The sequence below is a fragment of the Elusimicrobiota bacterium genome, from assembly GCA_028718185.1.
In the GTDB taxonomy this organism is placed as follows: Bacteria; Elusimicrobiota; UBA8919; order UBA8919; family UBA8919; genus JAQUMH01.
Map to the genome: position 1 here is coordinate 96,697 of JAQUMH010000001.1, position 18,388 is coordinate 115,084.

The following is an 18,388-nucleotide window of genomic DNA, read 5'->3' on the forward strand; positions in this document are numbered from 1 at the left end:
GTAAGTAGTCATTCGCGATTAATTACTATTTCTTTTTGCCCCAGTTCTCAGGCCTCAACGACCTTACGGCGGCACCGGCTCGCCACATTTCAGATTCTCTAATCTGCTTTAACTCTTTTTCCAATTTTTCCCTGTAGTCAGAAGCACTGTTTATTTCAATTACCCTCTTTGTTTCCTTCCCGGAAAAAACTCTTTCATAAAGTTCATCAAATACAGGCTCAACGGCTTTCCTGAATTTTGGTGACCAGTCAAGTGCGCCTCGCTGGGCGGTTGTGCTGGTATTTGCATACATCCAATCCATTCCATTTTCGGCAACCAGCCTTATCAAACTCTGTGTAAGTTCTTCAACTGTCTCATTAAATGCTTCGGACGGACTATGACCATGTTTCCTGAGAACATTATACTGCGCTTCAAACATACCGGCAAGCGCCCCCATCAGAGTTCCTCTCTCACCTGTAAGATCTGAATAAACTTCATTTTCAAATGTTGTAGGAAAAAGGAAACCTGAACCAACAGCTATGCCGAGAGCAAGTGTTCTTTGCATGGCTTTTCCTGTTGCATCTTGAAAAACAGCAAAACTCGAATTGATTCCGCTACCACTTAAAAAATTTCTTCTAACAGATAGACCTGAACCTTTTGGTGCAACCAATATAACATCTATATCTTTAGGCGGTATAACTTTTGTCTGGTCTTTATATACAATAGAAAAACCATGTGAAAAATATAATGCTTTCCCTTTTGTGAGAAATGGTTTCAACTTGGACCACTGCATCATCTGTCCCGCGTCGGAAATCAGATACTGTATTATTGTTCCTTTCTGTGCCGCTTCCTCAATACTGAAAAGTGTTTTACCGGGTATCCAACCATCAGCAACAGCTTTGTCCCAATACGCTTTTTCCTCAGGTCTCTGACCGATAATAACATTTATCTTATTATCTCTCATATTCATCGACTGTGCAGGACCTTGAACTCCATATCCGATTACTGCAACAACTTCATCCTTCAAAACTTCCTGTGCCTTAGCCAAAGGAAATTCTTCCCTTGTTACAACTTCTTCCATAACTCCGCCAAAATCAATCTTTGCCATTGCTCTACCCTCCCTTTTTAATTTTTTTGAATTTTCTTTTGCCGACTTGAACTAAAATTTCACCGTCTATTTTTATAACTGTATCCGCTTGTATTTTTTCTTCGTTGATTTTAACTCCACCCTGCTTAATCAGCCGCTCAGATTCTTTTTTGCTTTCCGAAAGCCCTGCTTCAACAAGCAATTCCGATATCTTTATCTCGCCCTTCGATACTGTATATTCTTCTATTTGTGATGGTAATCCCTTATTGGAAAATATTTTATTAAATTCTTCTTCTGATTGTTGTGCAATCTCTTTTGAATAAAATTTACTGACAATGATTTTTGCGAGATTCTGCTTCATCTCCTTTGGATGCCCTTTCTTAACAACATCTAAGTTTTCATGCGTCAGGAGTTCATAATATCTATACATTAATTCATCGGAAACCGACATAATCTTTCCGAATATTTCTGATGGTAGTTCGGAAATACCGATATAATTCCCATATGATTTGGACATTTTCTGAATACCGTCTGTTCCTTCCAAAAGCGGCATTGTAATAACAACTTGCGGCAATTGCCCGTAATCCCTTTGTATTTCCCGTGCCATTAAAAGATTAAACTTCTGGTCAGTACCACCAAGTTCTATATCACTATTGACTGCAACAGAATCATATCCTGTCAGAAGAGGATACAAAAATTCAAGGATTGTAATATCATCTCCTTTTTTATATCTCTGGTCAAAATCTGAACGGGCAAGCATTTGAGCAACTGTTGAATGTTTTGTCAGTTCTAAAAGACCGTCAAGCCCTAATGAGTAAAGCCAATGGCTGTTAAATCTAATTTCTGTTTTTTCTTTATCAAGAATCTTAAATACCTGTTCCTGATATGTCTTCGCATTTTCTAAAATCTTTTCCTCACTTAACATAGGGCGGGTTTCACTCCTGCCGGACGGATCACCGATCCTTGCAGTAAAATCACCTATTATAAAAATAATTTTGTGCCCGAACTCCTGAAATGTTTTTAATTTCTCAATAACAACCGTATGTCCCAGATGTATATCAGGAGACGTTGGGTCGACACCCAGCTTTACTCTTAATTGTTTCCCTGATTTTAACTTTGTTGTTAATTCATCTTCAGAGATTATCTCAACAATACCTCGTTTTATTTCAGATAATTGTTCATTTAAATCCATAGATTTTTAATTTTAGCAAAAAATAAGTAAAAAATCAAGCAAAATAATGAAAAAACTGACACCCATTTTCCGACTATGAAATAATACGGCTTATATGCAAATCTGATTAAATGCCTGTCCGGGGGTACTTCTACGGCACGAAAAATATAGTCCGCTTTGTATATCTTTGTTTCTTGACCGTCTATAAATGCCTTCCAACCGGGATAAAAAGAGTCCGTTAAAACAAGAAACCCGCCATTGTCGGAAGTCACTTCTATTTCAACCTCCCCGTCTAAATACTTCTTAACACTAACATTACCCTTTCCGGTATAATGATATTTTCTAGTAGTTTCTTCTAAAACCACAGCCTGTGCGGGATTAAAATCTTTATTGAACATCTGTTCAATTACCTCGCTGCTTAAAACCATATCTTTAACAAAAAATGCCTTTTCCATGAAAAGTTTATTTTCGTAAATTTTTATCGCAGGCAGACTTGTATAATATTCATATTCTTTTTTTATGTCAAGATACGGCGATGTTATACTATATGTTGTAATTATATATTTCCCGCCGGCAAGACCTATAAATCTCAATGTTTCATAACTAATTCCTCTTTTCATCATTTCATCCCAGATTTCATAAAACCTTTTCGGACGAAGCCCGCCGTGACCCTCTATTGCAGGAATATTCCAAATAATATTGGAATTGGGTTGCAAAAAATTCCTATAATTAAGATATGGCATTAATTCACCTGAAAAACCATTAACACAATTAAATGCTAAATTATATGAATTTATGTTCCATACACGGTAGTCGCTCTTATCCTTTTTCATAAATTCAACTACAGGCGGAGCATCCATCCAATCAGACTTCTTATAAAAAGCATTTTGCTTATTGGCAAAGTAAAATAAATCGGCAACGACTAAAAGAAAAACAAGAATCTTTAAAAAATTATTTTTAAGCTTCTCAAAAATATACCCAAAAAATAAACATAATGAAAAAACAGTAAAAATTAAAATGCGCTGGTGAAGACGAAACTGCTCAAAACCGGGAACACTGTCAAGAAAAGCTGTAATTCCCAAAGATGACGAAAGTGCAATGATAAAAGTTAATATTACGGTTACTGCAAAAAATGTATTTTTTTTAAATCTATAAAACAATCCGATAACTCCTGTAACAAATGCTATCTTGCTCATATAAAATGAATTCTCAATAAATATAGAGTGCAACTTGTGAAATGAATTATTGAAAGGCAAACCGTATTTAAAAGGAACCAGCCATGTAATTAAATCTGAGAAATCATATGCCCACCACCATCTGGCAGGATCTTTTGCAAAACCAGTTTTTCTTGCAGTAAAATTAACAAGCTCAAGCGTGGGAAGCCACTGAATAGCAGAAATCCCCAACCCAATCAGAACAAACAACAAAAAACCTTTAACTCTATATAAGACATTTCCCCCGGTTTTACTTTGTAAAACTGACAGGGGAATAACTTTTTCTACAAAAAAGTATAGAAACGAAAATATTAACGTATAATATGCAAATTGTGGAAAACCTGCAAGAATTTGGATGCCAAACGAAATCCCTGCACCGGCGATGTTTTTATAATCACCGCTTTTTAAATATCTTTCTATAAAATAAAAAATCAACGGAAACCATATAACAGCATTCAACATATTCAAATGCTGAATATGACAGAAAAAGAATCCGGAAAAAGAAAATATAGTTGCAGAAAATACAGCAGTTTGCTTTTTAAGTCCGATTTCGGCAAAAAATAAAAAACTAAAAAAAGTGCACAGAACGAAATTTAGAATAAAAGACAGATTAAAACTGATATCTGCCGGAAAAACTGAGAATAACATAACATTTAGCGGATAACAAAACCCACCCTGCCCCTCAGCATGAAGAGGATATCCACACCAAATCAGATTAGACCAAACAGGAACTTTGTAATTCTTAAGCGAATTTGCTAAAAAATGTCTATATGGGAAATTCAAATCAGTTATATCGCTTCCACCCAGACCCGGTGTAATCGGCAAATGTGTCATTAGACATATTTTCGGTAGAAAAATTAGTGTAAGTACTGTTGAAAATATTATAATAGAAGCATTTTTTTTCACGAGACCTCTCAATTTGAATGCCTTTTTATTAAACGTTATTATTTTATCATATTTTTTACCACTTGACAATATCGTTATCCAAAGATATAATAAAAATATGAAAAAATGGATTTATTTGGCACTTGGAGTTATTCTGTTTTTTGCTTTCATTGAGCGACTGATAAAATATTTAGGCGACATTCCGGATCCGGCTCAGTTAATCAATTATACCCCCTCTTTAACCACGAAAATTTACGATATAAATGGTGAAATGATTGCCGAGCTTTTTACTGAAAAAAGAACCTTTATACCGATTTCTCAAATTCCAAAAGACATGATAAACGCAGTAATTGCTATTGAAGATACCCGTTTTTTCAACCATTGGGGGATTGACCCTTACAGGATTGTCGGTGCATTTGTTTCCAATTTGAAAGCAGGAGGAGTAGTTGAAGGTGGCTCAACAATTACCCAGCAACTTTCAAAAATAATATTTTTATCCAGAAGAAAAACCCTGACGCGCAAAATTAAAGAGGTAATTCTTGCACTACAATTAGAGCGAGATTACTCAAAATATGAAATCTTAGAAATGTATCTTAATCAAATTTATTTTGGAAGCGGCGCGTACGGTATTACCACGGCTGCAAAACTTTACTTCGGAAAAAATGTTCAAAATTTAACCCTTGAAGAATGCGCATTATTAGCAGGTTTACCAAGAGCACCATCTATGTATTCGCCGTTCAAAAACCCAGAAAAAGCAATCCAAAGAAGAGCAATCGTTTTAGCAAGGATGCGGGATGTCGGTTTTATTACAAATGAACAAAAAAAAATAGCAGAAGAAAAAAACATTGTTATAGCACCGCCATTTATAACAACTAAAATAGCACCTCATTTTATTGATAATATCAGACAGTCGCTTGAGGTAAAATATGGAAGTCAGTTATACGAAGGCGGACTTGAAATTTATACAACACTTGACAAAAAAATGCAGATAGCAGCAGAAAGTGTTTTTCAGCGAAATCTTACAAACTTTGATTCTTTAAAAAAATCAACCAGTCCGGTAGAAGGTGCACTTTTGTGTTTGGATGTTAAAACTGGTGGAATAAGAGCTTTAGTCGGAGGTAGAAACTTTCAGACAAGTCAATTTAACAGGGTTTTCCAGGCACAACGGCAACCCGGCAGTTCTTTTAAAGCTTTTGTTTATACTGCTGCTATTGAAAATGGATTTACACCCGTATCAATTATAGAAGACACACCGGTTACATTTTTCAACAACGGCAGAGATTGGGAACTCTTATCAAACACAACCGATTTTTCAGATGTCCAGGATAAAATTTTACTTAACAATCTTATAAAAAAAGATAAAGAAGCAAAAAATCCAAATGAAAAGGTCTTATGGAAACCACAAAATTACTCGGAAAAATTTTACGGATTAGTTCTTTTAAGAAAAGCACTTGAACATTCTCTAAATATTTGTTCTATAAAAATAACTGAAAAAATCAGTCCGACAGTAGTGGCATATTATGCAAAGCAACTTGGCATAGAATCCCCGCTAACAGCAACATTATCACTTGCACTCGGCTCATCAGAAGTTACGCTAAAAGAAATGACTTCTGCTTTTGAATGCTTAGCTAATTCAGGCATTAAAACAATTCCTTACTCAATTGTAAGAATTTTAAACAGTAAAGGCAGGATATTGGAAGAATATGCTCCTGAAGAAAAAGATGTAATAACACCTCAGACGGCATTTATAATGACAAATCTTTTAAGGGGCGTTATAGAACACGGAACAGGTGTAAATGCCAAAGAGTTAAGAAGACCGGCTGCAGGAAAAACAGGTACAACTAATGATTGTGCAGATGCATGGTTTATTGGTTATACCCCTCAACTTGTATGTGGTGTATGGGTTGGTTATGATAACCACCAATCGCTTGGTAATAAAATGACGGGGGGACGAATTGCGTGTCCAATATGGACTGAATTCATGAGAGCGTCCCTCAAGGGTCAGCCAACAATAGACTTCTCACCTCCATCTAACATAACATTCGTAAAAATTGACCCTAAAACAGGACTTTTATCATTAGGTAATTCAAAAGAAACATATCTTGAATCATTCATTACAGGAACAGAACCTAAGGAATTCTCGTTTAGTAAAGACATAGCCACACAAAGCAAGATAAAAAAAATTGATGATGAAACGGAAGTAAATGCATCAACTGTTCCGGCAATATCAGTAACAAAAACAAATCTTGTTGACGGTACAACCAAACCTGCACCTGTTTTACCTACAATTAATAATGATTCAGAAGGCGGATTCTAGAGAAAACCGCAGATTTAGGCAGATATCTCAGATAAACGCAGATAAAACCAGGAGGATGTATGAAAATTGAATCTAATAATGCAGAAATAAGCGGAATTATAACTGTTGCTAATATTATGTGTGTTGCAGCGAGAACTGCACCAAAAGCAAGAGGTATTGACAATATAGTTACTTTAATTTTAGATGGCAAAGAAAAAGATGAACTTATCGATAAAATGATTGAAGTAGCCAATAGCGGGTATAGAACAAACACATTTTTAAGAGACGCTGAATGCGTTAGAAAAGCGACCGCAATCGTTTTAATAGGAACCAAAATTTCTACAATTGGACTGGATTGTGGTTTTTGCGGGTTTGATACTTGTAAAAATTGTGAAGAAAAGAAAGGCGTATGCTCTTATAATTCCGGTGATCTAGGAATTGCAGTTGGATCCGCAGTATCTGTAGCTGCAGATAATCGTATTGACAACAGGGTCATGTATACAGCGGGTTATACAACAATAAAAAACAAACTATTTGGTGATAATGTAAAAATCGCTTTTGGAATACCACTTTCAGCTTCCGGTAAAAATATTTTTTTTGAAAGAAAGTGAATAGTTTTTGTACCTCTTTCAGCAAAAACTAAAATGTTCTTCTTACAAATAGCGCAGGAACAAAATTGGTGTTTCTCAGGGAACCAAAATATATATCATAATTGTTTTTTGCAAATCTCTGATATTCCACTGCCTCGTTATTATGCATTTCAGCAGAAATAAAAGTAAGCATCTGAAGACCATATATTAACCTTAGGATGTTCCTGCAATCAGTTCTAATATTTTTTCTATCAGAACTGTCACCATTAATTCCTCCCGGTATCGGATTGACCAATTTGTAATAAAAAAATCCTGTCCAGCAAATATAAGAAAGTCCTGCTTCCGGATTATCGCCAATATATAGTTGTCCCCAACCCGGAAGGACAACTGATCTTAAAAATGCGCCCTCTGGTGATTTCATCTCCCAATGTTCCTTATTATTCCTGTTCTCCGCATAAAGATATGCACCGATACTACTTGAAAGATAAAAGCTTAAACAAGAAAAATCAAGAAAATCTTTTGGAAATGAAGCTAAAGGGTTACTTTTATATTCATGTATCTGTGTAATATTATAATTAAAACCTATCAGCATCCATTCTGAAACAAAATCAATAATTCCTTTTATTGGTCTATCTGTATAGATTTGACCTAAACCGGGAAAAAACAATGAATACTCCATAGCACTAAAAGGTTCTTTGCTTTCCCAAGTATCTTGTTTTAATTTTATTCTTTCTTTCGGTTTTTCCATAAGATTTTCATATCCGATAATACCCCTAATATTTTCTTCTAAAGTTTTACTATTATTAACAGCACTATATGTTCCACTTGAAACAACAGCAATTTCTTTTAACATTTGTTCGTCTTCTTTCCCAACAGCATAACCAATAACATTTATGACAATATTAAAACCTTCATTTCTAAGCTGCTTTGCAACAACGACAGGGTCGCCACCACCACTCTCCCGTCCATCAGTAATAAGAATAATCATATTGTTGCCGCCTATTGGAAAATCATAACTTGCCATTAGCAAAGAATATGCTATCGGGCTATAACCGCTTGGAATTATATTATTAAGTTTATATTCGAATTCTTTAAGATTTAATTCTTCAAGCGGAATAAGAAGCTGGGAATCCTTTTTATAATCAATATCTTTTTCTTCACCAAAAGTCCTTAACCCTATCCTAAAATAAGATGAAGTACTTGGTGAGATATCTGAAAGTATTTTTAAGATTGTTTTTCTGGCAATATCTATTTTTTTATCATCGTTAATTTCACCGTTCATACTTACAGATGCGTCAAGTATAATCTCAATGTTTTTATTTTTAGCCTGCGGGAAAACAAAAGACATGCCGCAAATTAAAAAAAGAGCAAGTGTCAGAAACACACTTAAACTCTTTTTAAAAACACTTGTCAACATTTTATAATTATGGATTTTGTCTTTGTTATTTATTTGTTTTTTTTCTTATAAGCTCATTGAGAACTTCAACGAATTCATGTAACTCATCGTTTTTTCGAATTTTAATCTCAATCAATTCCCCGTTATCAAGCCCTTCTTTTATCACTTTCTCTATCCTGTATAAAGGTCCCGCTATTTTATGAGAAAGTCCTAAACTCAGCCAGGAAGCAATTGCAACAAAAATTATTGTCTCAACCAATATTATAGCATTTAACCATAAAAGCATATCTTTTATTTTACCCAAAGTATAATATTCCAAAGATATCTTTTCTAGTCCGAAAAGAAATGATATATATATTGTCAATACAACTATAATCATCATTGCAATAATAGTAAAAACTATCGTTAAAAGATATTTCATCTGCATTCTTTTTTTTCTAACAAGTGTCTTCAGACTTCTTTTATCAATTTCATTATTCATCTTTGCCATTCTCCTTTTCCTTGATGTTTTTCTCTATTACATATGCTTTATTAAAAAGTCTCAGGGATTCATTATTGTCGCCTTCTTCCTGATATATTCTGCCGATTTTTCTTAGTGATTCTGCAGATAGGTAACCATTGTTTATTTTAGAGCTTATTTCGTAAGATTTTTGGTAATAATCTATCGCCTGGTTATGCTTACGTAAATAAAAATACATATCACCTATACTATTTAAAGTTATTGCTTTAAGCTTGTCGTTTTTCAAACTATTAAGCATACGTAAAATATCATCGTATGTTTTTAATGCATTTTCATAATCTTCTAACTTTTCATATGCAATAGCAAGATGGTTCAACACCACCACCATATCTGATTTATTATCAAACATTTTCTTTATTTCATATGATTGCAAATAAAACTGTATAGCTTTTTTATATTCACCTTTGTTCTTATAACATAACCCGATATTATTCAAAGCAGTTGCTTCAATTTCTTTTAAATAGTTTTCTTGTGCAATTTTCAAAACTTTAGCAAAACTTTCGATTGCCGAATCATATTTTTTTTCATTATACAACTTCAATCCTTCCAGATAATATTGTGATGATTCCTCTCTTGTTTGAGAGAAAACAGGTGCCAAAATAGAAATTAAAATAAAAAAACAAATAAGCTTTTTTAACATTATCTCACTTGTTAAAATCTTCCAATTGTTTAAAAAGATCACCGCCAAAATCTGATTCTTTTTTAGCCGGCTTTCCCTGGTTTTTATCTGCAGGCTTATCGGCTGGTTTTTCCTTTGATTTTTCTGCTACATCTTTTTCAATCACTTCTTTTTTATGAGTATCTAATTTATATTGTGAAAGTGTAACCCTTTTTACATTTATTTTCGGAGGAAGTTTACCTTCATTCAACGCAACAATCCCCCCTGCATTTCCATTATAATAAATCCTGAATGGCGCATCTTTAATAGTCGGCTGGTAAGAAACTCCCTTAATTTCAAGCTCAGATTCCCATTTTGGATGAATTATTAGCTTACCGTTTGCATCGGCAATACCTTTAACAATGGGAATCGAAAACCTAATTTTATATACACCATTAACATCAGTTACTGCATTTTCATAACCTATACCGTCAACCATTACCTGAATATCTGCCAGCGGGACTCCTTCTTCATCAACAATTTCACCTTTTAAAAATCCCTCAAACCAGTCAGTATAATTGGGGCTCGAAAAAAACATAAATTTTTTATAACCGGCAAGTTTTTTAGTAATTGATAAATCAGCCAAACGGTCCGGGCTCAAATTCTCGTTTATTGTAGTAATCTTACCTGTTGACTTTTTCCCGATTAACGGAAAACCGGCACAACCAGTAAAGACAGTAAGTAGGAAGTAGAAAGTAGGAAGTAGGAAAAGCATATTAAAAATCTTTGTTTTCCACATTGAACCTTTGCCTTTAGACATCGGACATTGGACATCGGACTTCGGACTTATTCTGTCGTTCATAATTACTCCGTTTGTTTTTTTATAATTATTTTATCAATCTCTTCTATTTTCTTTTTAGCCCATCTGTTTTCAGAATATTTTGTAAGTAGTATTTCCTTTATCTTTTTTACAGCATCCGGTCTCTGCGGCATAGTGTAATATTCCTCAATTATTCTCTGGTAAATCCTGACCGCTTCCCTGAAATTTGAAATCTGTTCGTAAATTTTTGCCGATTCATCTAAAGCCCATGATGCATATTGACTCTTTGGAAACTTATTAGTAAGTTCTTCGTATGATTCAGCCGCTTCATTCCATTGATTCATTCTGACAAATGATTCAGAGATTTTTTTTTGTGCTTCATCTCCATAATAAATATCACCGAATTGGTCGATATAATACTGGTATTCAGCAATTGCTTCATTATATTTACCATCGTAGTAATATTTTTCTGCCCTTTGGAATTGTTGTACCGCTGCCTGGTTCCCCCAATAATCACCCGTTCTTATTGCCCTATTTGTAGAACAACCGGAAGATAAAACAAGAAACAAGAAGCAAGAAGCAAGAAACAAGAAATCTTTAGCTTTTATCATTCTTCCCTCACTTATAAAATATTTACTTTTTCAATTTGCCTTCTACTACTGCTTGAGCAGCAGCAAGTTTGGCAATTGGTACCCTGAACGGAGAACAAGAAACATAATTCATACCTACACGATGGCAGAACTTTACCGATTCCGGGTCGCCGCCATGTTCACCGCAAATTCCTACTTCTAAATTCTTTTTAGTTTTTCGTCCTCTTTCTATTCCAATTTTTATTAACTCACCTATACCCTCGAAATCAATAGTTGCAAACGGGTCACAAGGAAGAATATTCTTATTTAAATAATCAGGCATGAACCCGCCTATATCGTCCCGTGAAAAACCAAACCCCATTTGTGTAAGGTCATTAGTTCCAAAAGAGAAAAACTCTGAAATTCCCGCAATTTTACCAGCAGTCAGTGCTGCTCGCGGAATCTCAATCATTGTCCCGAAAAGATAAGGAATCTTCTTTATTCCGAACTTTAGAATCACTTCCTTATATATCTTCTCAACAATAATCTTCTGGTCTTTAATTTCGTTATCTACTCCTACAACAGGAATCATTATTTCAGGAATGATTTTTCTGCCTTCCTTTATAAGTTCTGCCGATGCCTCAAAAATTGCCCTAACCTGCATCTCTGTGATTTCAGGATAGGTAATTCCCAGACGAACTCCCCGATGACCCATCATAGGATTTGATTCATGTAGAGCATCTGCCCTTTTATTAAATTCCTCACTACCTATTCCTAAACTTTCCGCAAGTTTTTTTCGTTCATCTTCCCTTTTTGGAACAAATTCATGAAGCGGCGGGTCAAGAAGACGGACAACTACCGGGAAACCTTCCATTGCAGAAAGAGTTCCTTTTATATCACTTTTAACAAAAGGAAAAAGTTCAGCAAGAGCTTTTTTCCTTTCTTCTAAATCCTTAGAAATTATCATTTTTCTTAATAAAAACAACGGTTGTTCAGAGTTTTTTCCATAAAACATGTGTTCAGTTCTAAAAAGCCCGATTCCTTCAGCACCGAAACTCCTGGCTCTTTTTGCATCATCGGGAGTATCGGCGTTTGTCCTGACGCCGAGTTTCTTCACAGAATCGCATATTTTCACAAACTCCACAAAATATGGATTCTCTTCGGCAGCTTTTACCATTGGAAGTTGGCCATTGTAAATATAGCCTTTTGAACCATTCAACGTAAGCCAGTCACCTTCTTTTAATGTGACATCTCCTGTTTTTAGTGTTTTATCCTTGTAATCTATGCGAAGCTCGCCGGCTCCGACAATACAACATTTACCCCAACCCCGTGCAACAAGCGCTGCGTGAGATGTCATCCCGCCTCTTGCAGTTAAAATCGCATTCGCAGCACGCATACCTTCAACATCTTCCGGGTTAGTTTCTTCTCTTACAAGAATAACGTTCTTTCCATCCTTTTTCCACTGGACAGCGTCGGATGCAGAAAAAACAATCATTCCCGTAGCACCACCAGGACCAGCAGGAAGTCCTTTTGCTATTGGTTTTGAATTTTTTTCTGCAGCAGGGTCAACAATCGGATGCAAAAGTTCGTCCAACTGAGAAGGAGTAACGCGAACTACTGCCATTTCTTTAGAAATAAATTTTTCTTTTACCATATCAACAACCATTCTTACCGCAGCAGGACCATTCCTTTTACCGACACGACACTGAAGCATCCAAAGAATACCTTCCTGAATAGTAAACTCAATATCCTGCATATCCTTATAATGCTTTTCAAGTTTAATTTGAATAGTATCAAGCTGCTTATATAATTCAGGCATCTTCACTTCAAGTGAAGAAAGATGCTTATTGTGTTCAGTTTTACCCTGTTCATTTATAGGATTCGGCGTTCTGATACCCGCAACAACATCTTCACCCTGAGCATTAACTAACCATTCACCATAAAATACTTTTTCACCTGTTGCAGGATTTCTGGTAAATGCTACTCCGGTAGCAGAAGAATTACCCATATTTCCAAAAACCATTGCCTGAACATTTACTGCAGTTCCCCATTCTTCCGGAATATTTTCTATTTTGCGGTAAGATATAGCTCTCCTACCGTTCCAAGATTGAAAAACAGCGCCGACTCCGCCCCAAAGTTGTTCCATAGGGTCTTCCGGAAAATCTTTTCCCAAAACTTCTTTTACCTTTGCTTTATATATCTCAACAAGTTCTTTTAAATCTTCAGCAGTAAGATCCGTATCCTGCTTAACACCTCTTTTCTCTTTCATTTTATGAAGTTCTTTTTCAAGCTGTTGACGTACACCTTTACCTTCCGCAGGCTCAATACCTGCTGCTTTTTCCATTACAACATCAGAATACATCTGTATAAGACGGCGATGTGCATCGTAAACAAATCTTGGATTATTTGTTTTTTTGATTAGCCCTTCTCTCGTTTCATTATTAAGCCCTACATTTAATACCGTCTCCATCATACCGGGCATTGATTTCCTCGCGCCGCTTCTTACGGACACAAGTAAAGGATTTTCTTTATCACCAAACTTATAACCCATTAGTTTTTCAACTTTTTTTAATGAGTCTTCAACTTGCTTTTTAAGTTCTTTCGGATATTTCTTTTTATTTTTATAATAAGCTGTACAAACCTCTGTTGTGATAGTAAATCCGGCAGGAACCGGAAGTCCGATTTTTACCATTTCTGCAAGATTTGCACCCTTGCCACCCAAAAGATTCTTCATCTTTTCATTTCCATCTGCATGTCCCTTACCAAAAAAATAAACATACTTCTTTGCCATTTACTTTGCCTCCCCTTCTGGTGAAACCAGTTTTATTAAAAACACCACCCTTCTATTTTTAGCTTTATTTGCATCTGAATCATTTGGAACTATCGGCTTGTGTTCTCCATATCCAATCGCTGCCATTTTTTCAGGTGAAATTCCCTGACTTATAATATATTTTACAACATTTGTCGCGCGCGCAGTTGAAAGCTCCCAATTGGATGCAAATTGAGTTGTTGCTATTGGAACATTATCCGTATGACCTTCAACAATAAGAACGTTATTTTTTAGTGCAAGTCCTTTTTTCAATACCGGTGTTATTTTGTTAATATACTGTTTCATTGCAGGAAGAAGTTCAGCACTACCTGAAACAAAAAAAGGAACACTTTGTTGCTCTTCAAATGTAATCTTTAATCCCTCTTTAGTCATTTTTGCTTCACCGGCTATTCCTTCCTGTTTCATAGTTTCTTTTACTTCTTTTGTTGCCTTCTGCATTGTACCTGAAAGTGCAGATGCCATAGCATACATCATTATAAAAAATGCAGCTAATTCCGTCATTAAGTCAGCATAGTTTATAAGCCATGGAGGTGCTGCATGTCCCACTTGTGAAACTCTTGCATCAGTTTCAGAAATGTATCCTCTTGGTGGTTTTAATATTGACATAAGTTTTTATACTTGATTAGTAGTAGTCTTAGCTGTTTTTACAGCAAGCCGCTGTGCCGGTTCAAGATACGCTTTCAAATTCGACTCCATTATTAACGGGCTTACACCTGACTGCAAAAGCAACACTCCGCGAATTATAATTTCTTTTACCAATAGTTCTTCTTCACTACGCCGTCTCAACTTTCCTGCCATCGGATAAAACAACAGGTATCCGGCAGAAAGCCCGTAAAATGCTGCAGCAAGAGCCAATGCCATTCTTTTTGGGACCATTGAAACATCATCTACTCCACTTAATAAAAGTATCATTCCGAGAACAGTACCTATAATTCCAAAAGCCGGCGCATATGTCCCCAATGAATTGAAAATTTCCTGGCCAACCTTATGCCTCTCCCTGATAAATCCTATTTCTGTTTCTGTCATATTCCTTATAAATTCCGAATCAAATCCATCTATTACAAGCTGTACACCACGCCTCATAAAATCATTCTTAATATTCTTTACGTCAGATTCAAGAGAGAGAAGCCCTTCTGTTCTCGCTTTTTTTGTAAAATTAACAAATGTACTTACTATTTCTGTAGTATCTTCGCCAATTGATAAAAGAACTTTTTTTAAGACTTTTCTCACCCCTAAAACCTGGCTCAACGGGTAATTTACGAGTAATGCACAGAAAGTACCGCCAATAACAACTAAAAATGCTTCCACATTTATAAACGGTTTAAAACCTCCGATACCTTCCGACATAAAAATAGAAGCAAAAACAAATCCAAGAAATACAATTATACCTGTAAATGTTGCTATATCCATTTAACACCTCACTGATTAACGCTGATAAATCTGCAGCCATCTATCAGCATTATTTAGAAAATATTCTTTTTTTAAATTCAACAATTTTGTCTATTACTTCTTCCGGCTTTTCTTTAACAATAATTTTTACACCTGTAGTTAAAAGAATAGTTGTGTTAGGATGACACTCCATACTATCAATCAAATCAGGATTTAAAAATATTTCTTTATCGTTGAGTTTAGTTAATTTAACCACTATTTGATAGTTTTTTGCAGAAAACCTTATGATTTAATTCAAGGAATGAATGCTAAAAACGTATCCCCCTGTCAGTTTTGTCTACGACAAAACTAGGGGGAATAATATATTTTACTTTCATTCTCCGTAAGTATCACGAAGAATTAAGATTTTAACCCCCTATCTTTAATTATATCACTTTCAACCGAATTGTCAAGTGCTTGCCCTCGTTGACGATTTACTTCATAGAAAATTATAGATGCAGACATAGCGGCATTTAAAGAATTTATTTCTCCTGTTATTGGAATCTTTATTAAGAAATCACATCTCTCTTTTGTAAGCCGTCTCAACCCGCTGCCTTCGTTACCAATTACAATTGCTATTTTTCCTTCTATTTTTTTCTGAAAAACCGGTTCTCCCGACATATCGGCACCATAAACCCAAAAACCGCTTTTTTTGAGCGATTCTATCGCCTGAACAACATTAACAACCCGTACAATGGGTATATATTCAATAGCTCCCGCTGATGCTTTTGCCGTTCCGGTTGAAATTCCTGCAGAAGCCCTCTGCTGGGTAACTATAGCATCAACCCCAAAGCATACAGCAGAACGGATAATTGTACCAAGATTCTGAGGGTCTTCAATCTCGTCAAGTATACAAACTACCGCATCTTTTTTATCTCTGACAAAAGCAAGCAGTTGTTCAAATTGCCAGTATTCTTTCGGAGACACATACGCAACGACACCCTGATGGTTTCCCGAATACGCAATAAGTTTCTTACCGTCCACAAACTGTACCAGAATATTTTTTTTTCTTGCAAGTGCTATTATTTTTTCAACAATTTCACCTTCGTACTTTTTTGCGACTAAAACTTTCCTAAAATTTCTTTTACCCGCAGTCAATGCTTCAAGAACAGGATGACGACCAAAAATAATTTCAGTATTCATAGTTTTTTTATTTTGGGACCAGATTTTGTATCTTCCACCTCAAATCCCTCTCCTTTAATTTTTTCTCTCAATTCATCTGAAAGTTTCCAGTTCTTAGATTTTCTTGCCTCTTCACGCTGATTAGCAAGAAGTTTAACAATCTCCGGAATTTCAATTTTTCTTTCAACCAACAACCCGAAAACATTACAAAGTTCTAAAACCTTGCTTTTATATTCAAAAATAGACTCTTTAATTTCATTTTTGTCCGGTTGCTCAACCAAATCCTCATAAAAACCATTTAATTTTGTAACAAGCTCATGAATACAAGCCAATCCACCTGATGTATTAAAATCATCATCCATAGATTTAACAAATTCTTTATCAATCCCAGTATTTTCAAATACGATATTTTTAGTTATAGGCACTTCTTTTGTCTTCTCTATAATATTAAAAATATTTTCAATAGCACTTTTGGCCTGTTCAAGCTTATCTTGTGTAAAATCCAGAGGTTGTTTGTAATGTTGTGTCAGCAACATATACCGGACAACCATTGGGTCATATTTTTCAAAAATTTCCCTTAATGTAAAAAAATTGCCAAGTGATTTTGACATTTTTTCTTTATTTATGGTTACAAACCCATTATGTATCCAGTATTTTACAAACTGTTTTCCAAGTGCTGCTTCTGATTGCGCAATTTCATTTTCATGATGCGGGAAAATCAGGTCCTGCCCGCCACCGTGTATATCAAATGTTTCATGACCAAACTCATTTAGCGACATTACGGAACATTCAATATGCCAGCCTGGACGTCCTTTTCCCCAAGTACTGTCCCATGAGGGTTCATTCTCTTTTGCTTTTTTCCAAAGCGCAAAATCCAGCGGATCATTTTTTCTCTCATCTACTCCAACTCTTGCTCCACTCCTTAAATTCTCTATATCTCTTTTTGAAAGTTTCCCATAATCCTTAAATTTTCTTACTGAAAAATAAACATCACCATCTATGATATAGGCGTAACCATTATCAATTATTTTTTGGATAAATTTCTTTATATCTTCTATTTTTTCAGTTACTTTTGGATATGAATCAGCACGCAAAATATTAAGTTTATCCATCTGTTCAAAATATTCATTTATGTATTTTTCTGCCAAATCATTACTCGTTACCCCTAACTCATTACTTCTTTTTATTATCTTATCATCTATATCAGTGAAATTTTGGATGTATTTAACTTTATAACCTTTATATTTTAAATAACGGCGAATAACATCGAAAACAACATAACATCTGGCATGCCCCAAATGAACTTCATCATATGGCGTAACTCCACAAACATACATGTTGATATTTTTACCATTTTTATCAATAGGTATAAATTCTTCTTTTTTCCCGGATAGCGTATTATAAACTTTTAACATTTTTCAATCAAACATACAGCATAAGCACATATTGCTTTGCCTTTGCCTATATCCCCAATTCCTTCGTTTGTGGTCGCCTTTACACTTATATTTACATTTGCAACAATTTTCGATATTTTGTTTTTCATCTCTTTAATATATGGAAAAATCTTCGGCTGCTGGGCGACAACCATTGAATCGATATTTATTATTCTGTAACCGGCTTTTCTTAATAAATTACATGTTTCTTTAAGTAAAATCAAACTGGAAATGTTTTTATATTTTTTACTTGTATTAGGAAAATGCTGCCCTATATCACCAAGATTCGATGCACCGAGAAGCGAATCACAAATTGCATGCAAAAGAACATCACCATCAGAATGGGCAAATAACCCTTTAGAAAAAGGTATCTTTACACCACCCAACAAAAGAGGCTTGCCTTTGACTAATTTGTGAATATCGTAACCAAAACCGACCCGAATACTGCTA

At 35.1% G+C, this 18,388-nt stretch carries 17 protein-coding genes; 2 read left to right on the forward strand and 15 right to left on the reverse strand.

Going from position 1 to position 18,388, the window contains the following annotated elements:
• Positions 1-25 precede the first annotated feature (25 nt).
• The 3 genes from ilvC to PHE88_00515 are packed head-to-tail and all read right to left on the reverse strand — an operon-like array spanning position 26 to position 4,357.
• Positions 26-1,087 (reverse strand): ketol-acid reductoisomerase, encoded by a 1,062-nt coding sequence (gene ilvC / locus PHE88_00505; protein ID MDD5686300.1) that lies wholly within the window; start codon positions 1,085-1,087, stop codon positions 26-28.
• A 4-nt stretch (positions 1,088-1,091) separates the two neighbouring features.
• The gene (tyrS, locus tag PHE88_00510; protein MDD5686301.1) at positions 1,092-2,258 is read right to left on the reverse strand and encodes a tyrosine--tRNA ligase; all 1,167 of its coding nucleotides are present in this window, start codon (positions 2,256-2,258) and stop codon (positions 1,092-1,094) included.
• Positions 2,249-4,357, reverse strand: a complete 2,109-nt coding sequence (locus tag PHE88_00515; GenBank protein ID MDD5686302.1) for a YfhO family protein — start codon at positions 4,355-4,357, stop codon at positions 2,249-2,251. The genes tyrS and PHE88_00515 overlap by 10 nt, the downstream gene beginning before the upstream one ends.
• Before the next feature lie 97 nt (positions 4,358-4,454).
• Between PHE88_00515 and PHE88_00520 the strand changes: the two genes are divergently transcribed.
• Positions 4,455-6,653: a transglycosylase domain-containing protein gene (locus tag PHE88_00520; GenBank protein ID MDD5686303.1), complete on the forward strand. Its 2,199-nt coding sequence runs from the start codon at positions 4,455-4,457 to the stop codon at positions 6,651-6,653.
• Positions 6,654-6,712: 59 nt separating this feature from the next.
• Positions 6,713-7,243 (forward strand): DUF2148 domain-containing protein, encoded by a 531-nt coding sequence (locus tag PHE88_00525; GenBank protein MDD5686304.1) that lies wholly within the window; start codon positions 6,713-6,715, stop codon positions 7,241-7,243.
• A 28-nt stretch (positions 7,244-7,271) separates the two neighbouring features.
• On the opposite strand, the gene PHE88_00530 is transcribed toward PHE88_00525, so the two are convergent.
• The 12 genes from PHE88_00530 to ispF form a co-directional block, all read right to left on the reverse strand.
• On the reverse strand, positions 7,272-8,606 hold the full coding sequence (locus PHE88_00530; GenBank protein ID MDD5686305.1) for a VWA domain-containing protein: 1,335 nt from the start codon (positions 8,604-8,606) through the stop codon (positions 7,272-7,274).
• Positions 8,607-8,664: 58 nt separating this feature from the next.
• Positions 8,665-9,099: a hypothetical protein gene (locus tag PHE88_00535; GenBank protein ID MDD5686306.1), complete on the reverse strand. Its 435-nt coding sequence runs from the start codon at positions 9,097-9,099 to the stop codon at positions 8,665-8,667.
• Positions 9,092-9,778: a tetratricopeptide repeat protein gene (locus PHE88_00540; GenBank protein ID MDD5686307.1), complete on the reverse strand. Its 687-nt coding sequence runs from the start codon at positions 9,776-9,778 to the stop codon at positions 9,092-9,094. The genes PHE88_00535 and PHE88_00540 overlap by 8 nt, the downstream gene beginning before the upstream one ends.
• Positions 9,779-9,782: 4 nt before the next feature.
• Entirely contained in the window at positions 9,783-10,598 is an 816-nt protein-coding gene (locus tag PHE88_00545; protein MDD5686308.1) for a hypothetical protein, read from the reverse strand.
• Positions 10,599-10,600: 2 nt separating this feature from the next.
• Positions 10,601-11,167 carry a tetratricopeptide repeat protein gene (locus PHE88_00550; GenBank protein ID MDD5686309.1) on the reverse strand — a complete coding sequence of 189 codons (567 nt, stop codon included), beginning with the start codon at positions 11,165-11,167 and terminating at the stop codon, positions 10,601-10,603.
• A 22-nt stretch (positions 11,168-11,189) separates the two neighbouring features.
• A complete protein-coding gene (gene ppdK, locus PHE88_00555; protein MDD5686310.1) occupies positions 11,190-13,916 on the reverse strand; it encodes a pyruvate, phosphate dikinase in 2,727 nt (908 codons plus the stop codon).
• Positions 13,917-14,561, reverse strand: a complete 645-nt coding sequence (locus tag PHE88_00560) for a flagellar motor protein MotB (protein MDD5686311.1) — start codon at positions 14,559-14,561, stop codon at positions 13,917-13,919. It abuts the gene before it with no gap.
• A gap of 6 nt (positions 14,562-14,567) precedes the next feature.
• Positions 14,568-15,365 carry a MotA/TolQ/ExbB proton channel family protein gene (locus PHE88_00565; protein ID MDD5686312.1) on the reverse strand — a complete coding sequence of 266 codons (798 nt, stop codon included), beginning with the start codon at positions 15,363-15,365 and terminating at the stop codon, positions 14,568-14,570.
• 49 nt (positions 15,366-15,414) lie between these two features.
• The gene (locus PHE88_00570) at positions 15,415-15,600 is read right to left on the reverse strand and encodes a flagellar FlbD family protein (GenBank protein MDD5686313.1); all 186 of its coding nucleotides are present in this window, start codon (positions 15,598-15,600) and stop codon (positions 15,415-15,417) included.
• Positions 15,601-15,743: 143 nt separating this feature from the next.
• A complete protein-coding gene (gene rlmB, locus PHE88_00575; GenBank protein ID MDD5686314.1) occupies positions 15,744-16,526 on the reverse strand; it encodes a 23S rRNA (guanosine(2251)-2'-O)-methyltransferase RlmB in 783 nt (260 codons plus the stop codon).
• Entirely contained in the window at positions 16,523-17,920 is a 1,398-nt protein-coding gene (gene cysS, locus PHE88_00580; GenBank protein MDD5686315.1) for a cysteine--tRNA ligase, read from the reverse strand. Before cysS ends, rlmB begins: the two co-directional genes overlap by 4 nt.
• On the reverse strand, positions 17,914-18,381 hold the full coding sequence (gene ispF, locus PHE88_00585) for a 2-C-methyl-D-erythritol 2,4-cyclodiphosphate synthase (protein ID MDD5686316.1): 468 nt from the start codon (positions 18,379-18,381) through the stop codon (positions 17,914-17,916). The genes cysS and ispF overlap by 7 nt, the downstream gene beginning before the upstream one ends.
• Positions 18,382-18,388: the final 7 nt, after the last annotated feature.